Origin of the sequence: Bacillus cereus group sp. BfR-BA-01310 (assembly GCF_022664325.1) — a bacterium.
GTDB lineage: Bacteria > Bacillota > Bacilli > Bacillales > Bacillaceae_G > Bacillus_A > Bacillus_A paramycoides.
In genome coordinates this window covers 1-8,317 of record NZ_JAKUHD010000055.1, presented here as the reverse complement: position 1 = coordinate 8,317, position 8,317 = coordinate 1, and the positions used below count along the sequence as shown (strand labels likewise).

Sequence of the window (8,317 nt, the reverse complement as noted above, 5' to 3'; positions counted from 1 at the left end):
AAAAAGTTGAAACTCGAGGCAAAAGTACCTCAAGTTTCAGCCAGAACACAGCAATCCTTATCTACATTCATTAGTTTTCTTCAGGCGGTCGCACCAACGGTGTGAAAATGCTCGAGTTGACCGTATTTATGATGAAGGATGCTCCATCAAAATCTATGATTTAGGTGGAGAGGTTCACTACTAGAGGCGGTAAGGGAATGTTAGGACAAAAAAACGCTTAGAGAATTATTTCTCTAAGCGTTTTTTATTCAGTTATTCCGCCTTTAAATCAACAATTACGTAAGCGAGTATAACAACGAAGAAAATACTAACGGATGGCGCGGTTAATACGTGCCCGGACATAAAGCCGATTCCAAGTGATAGTATAATGGTGCTAGCTGATAGCATATATTTCACAGTTAATATTTTCTTAAAGTTTGCGATGATCCGCAGTAACAATTTAATACCGAAGTAAAGGAATGGTAGGAAGTAAATAAGAGAACCGATGATTCCGAATGCAAAGAATAGATCATGGAAGTCCATTTCGATTAATTTAATTTTATCCGTATAGTTACCAGCATAGCCCATTCCGAATAATTTTTGTGATAGTGGTGCGTCTTTATAGTATTGTTTGTATACGTTTAAAAACTTATCGCGATCACTGTAAATTAAACTTTTCACTTCAGAGTCTGTTAGCTCACCTTGTGCATGTTTTTTTGCTTCGTCTGGATCTTCTTTAATTACTTTTCCTTCTTGTTTTTCTTTTTCTTCTTGAACTGATTTTTTGTATTCATACATTTGTAAATGGATGCCCATATTTTTTGCGATAGGAGTATGCGGTGTAAGTGCAATTAAGCCTCCTAGTACAATAGCAGCAACAACTGTGTTTACAAGATATGTGAATCCTTTTCCTTCTTTTGTGCGATGAATCATATATTCAATGAATGAGAATAAAAGTGCAATACCAAGTGTAAGAACAATTGCACCGTATCCTACTTTCGTTCCGACCATAATACTTGCATACATCGCGAGTAAAGTTGGAATCCAGTAATAGACTTTCGAGAAAGAAGTTGTTTTGTGAATCGAATATAAGACAACGATTGGGAACATAATTGCAAAAATAGCACTTAAATCATTTCCAGCAAAGAACCATCCTCTTGAACCGATCTTTGAGTGAGGATAGCTTGGGAAATCTGTACCAGTTTGCATGGCAACAATCAGTGTGATACTTAAAATTAAAGTTGCATATAAGAAATATGTAATGATTTTATGAAACGCGTATTCATTATTTTTTAACTCTTTAAAGACGATGATATATCCGAACAGTAACACAATTGGATATATGCTCTTTAAAATAAATTTCACTTCTTCGCCAAATGAAACTGGAGATTTGACCATCATATTATTTACAAGGCCAATTGCTAGTACGACCCCAAGTAGACATAAATAGAGAATGTACTTTTTCGCTCCATGTTGTTTTCTATGAAGAAGTAGATACCCTAATGCGAGAAGCATAAAGGCGAAACGGACTACGATTCCAATTGTTGCACTCATGTGTAATACATAGATTGAAAAAGATGTTAATAAATCTAAAATTGGTTGAAACACAATGAATAGCAATAGGAAATGCGGGAAGTAGTTATCCGTTTGTTTCAACTTAGTAACCATATGTTCCTCCATTTCTTCATTCCTTTATTTCAATACCCAAGAGATGGGGATAAAAGCCTTATTTACATAGTAAGGCGAATGAATTTCAATATTTGTTTTTGTAACAAACTTAAGAATACACCATTTCATTACGATGGTAAATAGATGAAAAGCATCGATAAACCGACTTTAATTTCTATATTTTTTAACGAAATTGTATGTTTTATACGGAGTTATATACAAATTACGAGAATATTAGACAGAAAATTAAGAAAAAAGAAGGGTTTTTGACATGCTTTCTATAATTATAGAAGTATAATCTTTATGTGGAAAAGAGGGGTATATATAATGGAAGTAACAAGTAAAACAGAATCTGTTGTTGTGAAATATGAAGGGCGCGTAGCAACGGTTATGGTCAATCGTCCAGAGGTTTTAAATGCATTAGATGAACCAACGTTAAAAGAGTTGTTACAAAAGTTGAAAGAAGTAGCGGTAAGTTCTGCTCATGTTGTTGTGTTATGCGGAAATGGCCGTGGTTTTTCTGCGGGTGGAGATATTAAATCCATGCTTTCAAGTAATGATGAAAGCAAGTTTGAAGGCATTATGAATACAATTTCTGAAATTGTTGTGACGTTATATACGATGCCAAAGCTTGTTATTAGTGCGATTCATGGGCCGACTGCAGGACTGGGGCTAAGCATTGCGTTAACAGCTGATTATGTAATGGCAGATGTATCGTCAGTTATTGCGATGAACTTTATTGGAATCGCTTTAGTTCCAGATGGTGGTGGCCATTTCTTCCTTCAAAAGCGCGTCGGTGAAAATATGACGAAGCAAATTATTTGGGAAGGGAAGAAGTTATCGGCAACAGAAGCATTAGATATCGGTTTAATTGATGAAGTAATCGGTGAGGATTTCCAAACGGCTGTGAAGCAAAAAATTAGTGAATGGTTACAAAAACCTATCAAGGCGATGATTCAAACGAAGCAAATTTTATGTGAAGTAAATCGCTCTAATTTAGAACAAACGTTGCAACTTGAAAAGCGTGGCCAATATGCGATGAGACAAACAGCGGACCATAAGGAAGGTATTGCTGCTTTTCTAGAAAAACGTTTGCCGGTGTTTAAAGGGGAATAAAGTGAAGAAAGTGCTAACACATTTTAGTATAATTGTGTTAGCACTTTTTTTAGGAGTAATAAATGAAGAAAATTATCGGTGTTATCGCTATTATTTTACTTACATATTATGCTTTGCATAGTACACCATCTCTTGCAGTACGGACTGCATTATTCTTTGAGGGACATCCAATTGTTGCTTTCTCTAGTGAAGTGACGAAAGAACAGGATGTGAAAAAAGAGGCGATTCCTGCTGAGTATGCGACTTTATATAGTGATAAGGAAGAGGAGCCAGAGCATTACTTCTTTCCGACAGTAAGAGCACATGGATCAGGAATTGATATGTTAAGTGCTTGTGTGAAAAAGAAATGGTTTTTCTATAAAGCAGAGCTCGGGTGTTATTAAAAATAGGAGGGTAAGTGATGTCAACTTATAACAAGTTAGTAAGGGATCGTGTCCCAGAGAAAATTTTAATGTCTGGAAAAACATATACAGCGCAAAAATTAACAGGACAAGCTTACATACAAGCGTTAGCGAAAATTGGTACGGAAGAAATTCGCGAATTTGCTTCAATGAAAGAGCGTGAGCATGCGTTAGATTCTCTTGCGGATGCACTTGAAGTTATTATTTCATTAGCGCGTGCAGAAGGTGCAACAATTGAAGATATAGAACGTCTTCGTAAGCAGAAAGAAGAAGAACGAGGCGGCTTTACAAGAGGGATTTACTTGATGGACGTTTCGGAAGAGTAGTTTCATAGAAAAAGCACAGCTTACTTAGTGGCGCTGTGCTTTTTTGCTGCAATTAGACTAATGATTAAGAAGATAACTGTTAATGTCCAGCCGATTGTAATAGAAGTAGTAGTGTGGACGACATAAGAAACTTGTAAACAAATTAATGAGGATAAAAACCAAATGAGTGCAATATGTACATGTTTTTTCGTTACGGTCATTTTTGCTAGCTCCTTTTTACGTACTAAACTAAATTTTACTATAATTTAGAAAATTAAACTATATTAGTAGAGGTTTCATAGCAAATTTTGTATACTGAATAGTAGAGAAAATGAGGAGGAAAACGACAATGGCACATCATGCAAAAGAAACGATGGAATTAATTAAAGAGCTTGTCTCTATTCCGAGTCCATCTGGAAACACGACGAAAATTATTAATTTCATTGAAAACTATGTGAGTGAGTGGAATGTAGAGACGAAGCGTAATAATAAAGGCGCTCTTATTTTAACGGTAAAAGGGAAGAATGATGAGCAGCATCGTTTATTAACTGCTCATGTTGATACGTTAGGTGCGATGGTGAAAGAAATTAAGCCTGACGGTCGTCTTCGTTTATCTATGATTGGTGGATTTCGCTGGAACTCTGTAGAAGGGGAATATTGCGAAATTGAAACATCAAGCGGTAAGACGTATACAGGAACGATCTTAATGCATCAAACTTCTGTCCATGTATATAAAGATGCAGGCGAAGCGAAGCGCGATGAGAAAAATATTGAAGTTCGTATTGATGAGCGTGTATTTTCAGCAGATGAAGTACGTGAGTTAGGAATTGAAGTAGGAGACTTCGTTTCATTTGATCCGCGCGTTCAAATTACAGAGAGTGGATACATAAAATCACGTCATTTAGACGATAAAGTAAGTGTAGCAATTTTATTAAAATTAATTAAAAGATTGCAGGATGAGAATGTAACATTGCCATATACAACACATTTCTTAATTTCTAATAATGAAGAAATCGGATACGGTGGAAACTCTAACATTCCAGAGGAAACTGTAGAATATTTAGCAGTTGATATGGGGGCGTTAGGTGATGGACAAGCATCTGATGAATATACAGTATCTATTTGTGCGAAAGATTCTAGTGGTCCATATCATTACGCTTTACGTAAACATTTAGTGGAACTGGCGAAAGCGAATGCTATTGAGTATAAAGTGGATATTTATCCATACTACGGATCAGATGCATCAGCTGCGATTCGCGCTGGGTTTGATGTGAAGCATGCGTTAATTGGAGCTGGTATTGACTCTTCTCATGCATTTGAGCGTACGCATGAAAGCTCGATTGCACATACAGAAGCGCTTGTTTATGCATATGTATTATCAGAGATGATAGTAGAATAGTGAGAGGGTGGTTGGTTCTATGAATCAACCACTTTTTTGTGCATAAAAAATAATTTAATTGCATTTTATTGTACAATATTAAGAAAGTAGGTTTACTACAGAATTCTAGTATTATAAAATGATAGAGGTGCGCTAATTTTTTTTGTTTGTTTTATCCATAATTTGTATATTAAGATTATGCGTTTTGAATGTTGATTTTCGAGAGGAGTATTATTATTTATGAAGTATCGTGCAGTCGCGGCTGGTATTTTAGCCGCAAGTTTATTATCGTCTCCATTAAGTAGTTTCGCAGCAGAGAAAAAATTTACAGATGTTCCAGATTGGGCGCAAAGTTCAGTAGACTATTTAGTTAGTAAAAATGCGCTTGATGGAAAACCAGATGGAACATTTGCTCCATTTGAAGCGGTAGATAAAGGATCAGCTGCAAAGTTATTGGCGATCGTTCTTGGTTTACCAATTGATCCAAAAGCGAAACCATCTTTTAAAGATTCACAAAATCATTGGGCAGCACCATATATTGCTGCAGTAGAAAAAGCAGGTGTAGTTAGTGGAGATGGTACTGGGAAATTCAATCCATCAAGCCCAATTAACCGTGCATCTATGGCAGCTATGCTTGTACAAGCATATTCATTAGATAAGAAAATTATTGGAGAACTTCCAACACAATTTAAAGATTTGGAAAATCATTGGGGTAAGGAAAAAGCTAATATTTTAGTAGCTTTAGAGATTTCAAAGGGTACAGGAAATGGCTGGAATCCTGACGGTACTGTAAGTCGTGCCGAAGCAGCTCAGTTTATCGCAATGGCAGATAAAAATAAAACAAATACATCGAAAAGAATGTATATGAATAGAAACTTTATTACATATCATCAAGCATCATTATCATCTGGTATTACTGACGTTCAACATCAACCGCAAATGATTGAAGTGAAAGAACAAAGAGCGGATGGATGGATGAAGATTGCAACAAGTAAAGGTGACAAGTGGACACCTTTAACAGAGAAAACAGATGTTATTAATGAAGGGTTTACTGCGTATGCAGAAGCTTCACATCAGTCTAAAGTGCTAGGTACATATGGTGCACAAAAAGTAACTGTTATTGAAGAGAATGGTAGCTGGATTCGTATCCGTGTGGGTGCTGGTTTCCAATGGGTTGATAAAAATCAATTAAACCCAGTGAAACAAGATAATTTCTTAGAGGGTAAAGCGATTATTATTGATCCAGGTCATGGTGGAGTGGATCCTGGACATGCTGGTGTAAACATGGATGAAAGTGCTATTGTACTAGATACATCTTTACGCGTGCAAAAATTATTTGAACAAAAGACTCCATTCACTGTTTTATTAACACGTAATAATGATACAAGACCAGGAGATACTGCTAGTGATTCTTTAAAGAAACGTATAGAATTTGCGCAAGAAAATAACGGTGATATTTTCGTAAGTATCCATGCAAATGGCTACAATAACCAAGTAGAAGGAACGGAAACATACTACTATAGATCAGCACCAAATCCAAACTCAGAAGAAAGCCGTGTACTAGCAGAAAAAGTACAAAAACGTCTAGTGAACGCACTTCAATCAAATGATAGAGGTGTAAAAACAGATGACTTCTATGTAGTTAAATATAATACAATGCCTGCTATTTTAACTGAATTAGGTTTCATCGATGCGAAAGACGAAGGTGAAAAACTATCTTCAGAAAAATGGAGACAACGCGCAGCAGAAGCAATTTATGCTGGTATTCTAGATTACTATGAATGGCAAGGTAAAGACGTATCTTCTTACCGTTAATAATAGAGATAACTTTAGAATGTAAATATGGAAGAGATTGCCGAGAGGCAGTCTCTTTTAATTTATCCCGCTATTTGCGGGCAGTAAGACTCCCACCTCAAGGAATGGATAGGACATGGTCCGATGAGTAGGTGAGAGATGACTGGCGGTTAGGCAGAATCCTAAAGGCTCTTCTTGTTAAAGATTTGCTACGGGGTAACAGAATAAGTTTGTCTAGAAGGCAAATGGGGTAGTTCAATAAATGAATTATAAAAGTTTCTCTTTATTTCGGGCATGTGATATCATTTAATTTTATCCCGCTATTTGCGAGCTGTAAGATTCCCACCCAGAAAGTAGACGAACACGAGGAAGTTAGGGGGGAGTCGGGCTGCCCGTAAAAGCCCGATTGGTGAGGGCAACTATCAGTGGGGGATAAGGCTTCCCACTGATAAAAGTTTCACTTTACGTGAAAAAGCATTTGAGTAATTGTGATAATAATAATTTAAAACGATAAAGGATGATAATAGATTGAGTAATCATAGTAAAACACCTGCATGTATATATACGTATGCATTCCGTGAGGATGAGCGTTCTTTATGCTACTTGGAAATGCGCTCATTGTTTGGAATGGAGTCTCACGTTAACATTTTGAAAAGTGATGTCAAAATTGATCCGAGTAGAAGCCCGTTTATTAAAGAACGAATTGAAGTTATGTATGAAGGAGACGACTTGGAGAGCATTTTGAAACAAGTGGAACAAATCGACTTGGCAGGAGCAACGTTCAAAGTTATCTTTGTTAAAATTAATGATCTTGTTGGAGAGAATAAAATTGAATATGGAGAAAGACGTCTCATTGAGCGAGACCTTGGTATGCATATTGAGGGAGAAGCAGACGTTCGTAATCCAGAGCGTGTATTCGGGATTGTTCCTCTTGGAGGACGCTGGTACTTCGGACACTATGTAGAAAGTGATCCGGTTTGGTACCATCACATAAAAAAACCGCATAGTTATTCGACATCACTGAGCACACGTGTTGCTAGAGCTGTCGCAAATATCGCTGTACCAAATCCAGAGGGAGTACGAGCGATTGACCCGTGCTGCGGCATTGGAACGGTAGTAGTAGAAGCACTTTCTATGGGGATTAACATCGTCGGTAGAGATATAAATCCACTTGTGGTTCTTGGAACGAGAAAAAACATCGCACATTTCGGATTTGAAGGAACAGTAACAAAAGGCCCAATTGAAGAAATTACTGAGAGCTACGACGTCGCAATTATCGACATGCCGTACGACCTATTTACGCACGCAACACCAGAAGATCAACTCTCAATTCTCTCAAGTGCGCGCCGTATCGCAAAAAAAGTAGTCGTTGTAACGATGGAAACAATGGACGACATGATTCATGAAGCCGGATTCGAAATCACAGATCGTGGCGTCGCAAAAAAAGGAACATTCTCTAGACAAATTCTTATTTGTGAATAGGAAAGGTCACCCGATCGTTATATTTAGGTCATGGATGTTAAACTCAATAAAATCAAAGGTAGGAACATATTTGATATGTACAAAATGTTCCTGCCTTTTTATTATGGGGTACCGCCACACACCCATCAACTTAAGGGATATATTTATACAAAATGCGGTCTTTTCACGTAGTATTTTATTATCGTTTATAGATG

At 36.9% G+C, this 8,317-nt stretch carries 8 protein-coding genes; 6 read left to right on the top strand and 2 right to left on the bottom strand.

Going from position 1 to position 8,317, the window contains the following annotated elements; genetic code table 11:
* Positions 1–252: 252 nt before the first annotated feature.
* Positions 253–1,647 (bottom strand): O-antigen ligase family protein, encoded by a 1,395-nt coding sequence (locus MR109_RS29195; protein WP_242274802.1) that lies wholly within the window; start codon positions 1,645–1,647, stop codon positions 253–255.
* Between the two features lie 303 nt (positions 1,648–1,950).
* Here MR109_RS29195 and MR109_RS29190 point away from each other — a divergent pair, with 303 nt between their 5' ends.
* From MR109_RS29190 to MR109_RS29180, 3 genes are all read left to right on the top strand, one after another.
* Entirely contained in the window at positions 1,951–2,763 is an 813-nt protein-coding gene (locus MR109_RS29190) for an enoyl-CoA hydratase (protein WP_141548793.1), read from the top strand.
* A 62-nt stretch (positions 2,764–2,825) separates the two neighbouring features.
* Entirely contained in the window at positions 2,826–3,146 is a 321-nt protein-coding gene (locus MR109_RS29185) for a hypothetical protein (protein WP_242274801.1), read from the top strand.
* A 17-nt stretch (positions 3,147–3,163) separates the two neighbouring features.
* Positions 3,164–3,490 (top strand): nucleoside triphosphate pyrophosphohydrolase, encoded by a 327-nt coding sequence (locus MR109_RS29180; RefSeq protein WP_016119674.1) that lies wholly within the window; start codon positions 3,164–3,166, stop codon positions 3,488–3,490.
* A gap of 20 nt (positions 3,491–3,510) precedes the next feature.
* Here the strand turns inward: MR109_RS29180 and MR109_RS29175 are convergent, their stop codons facing one another.
* Positions 3,511–3,690, bottom strand: a complete 180-nt coding sequence (locus MR109_RS29175; protein ID WP_071720435.1) for a hypothetical protein — start codon at positions 3,688–3,690, stop codon at positions 3,511–3,513.
* Between the two features lie 128 nt (positions 3,691–3,818).
* Between MR109_RS29175 and MR109_RS29170 the strand changes: the two genes are divergently transcribed.
* The 3 genes from MR109_RS29170 (at position 3,819) to MR109_RS29160 (ending at position 8,123) form a co-directional block, all read left to right on the top strand.
* Positions 3,819–4,868 (top strand): M42 family metallopeptidase, encoded by a 1,050-nt coding sequence (locus MR109_RS29170; protein ID WP_098475394.1) that lies wholly within the window; start codon positions 3,819–3,821, stop codon positions 4,866–4,868.
* A gap of 219 nt (positions 4,869–5,087) precedes the next feature.
* Positions 5,088–6,662, top strand: coding sequence for an N-acetylmuramoyl-L-alanine amidase (locus tag MR109_RS29165; RefSeq protein ID WP_242274800.1), 1,575 nt, complete (start codon positions 5,088–5,090; stop codon positions 6,660–6,662).
* 507 nt (positions 6,663–7,169) lie between these two features.
* Positions 7,170–8,123: a TRM11 family SAM-dependent methyltransferase gene (locus tag MR109_RS29160; protein WP_048373476.1), complete on the top strand. Its 954-nt coding sequence runs from the start codon at positions 7,170–7,172 to the stop codon at positions 8,121–8,123.
* Positions 8,124–8,317: the final 194 nt, after the last annotated feature.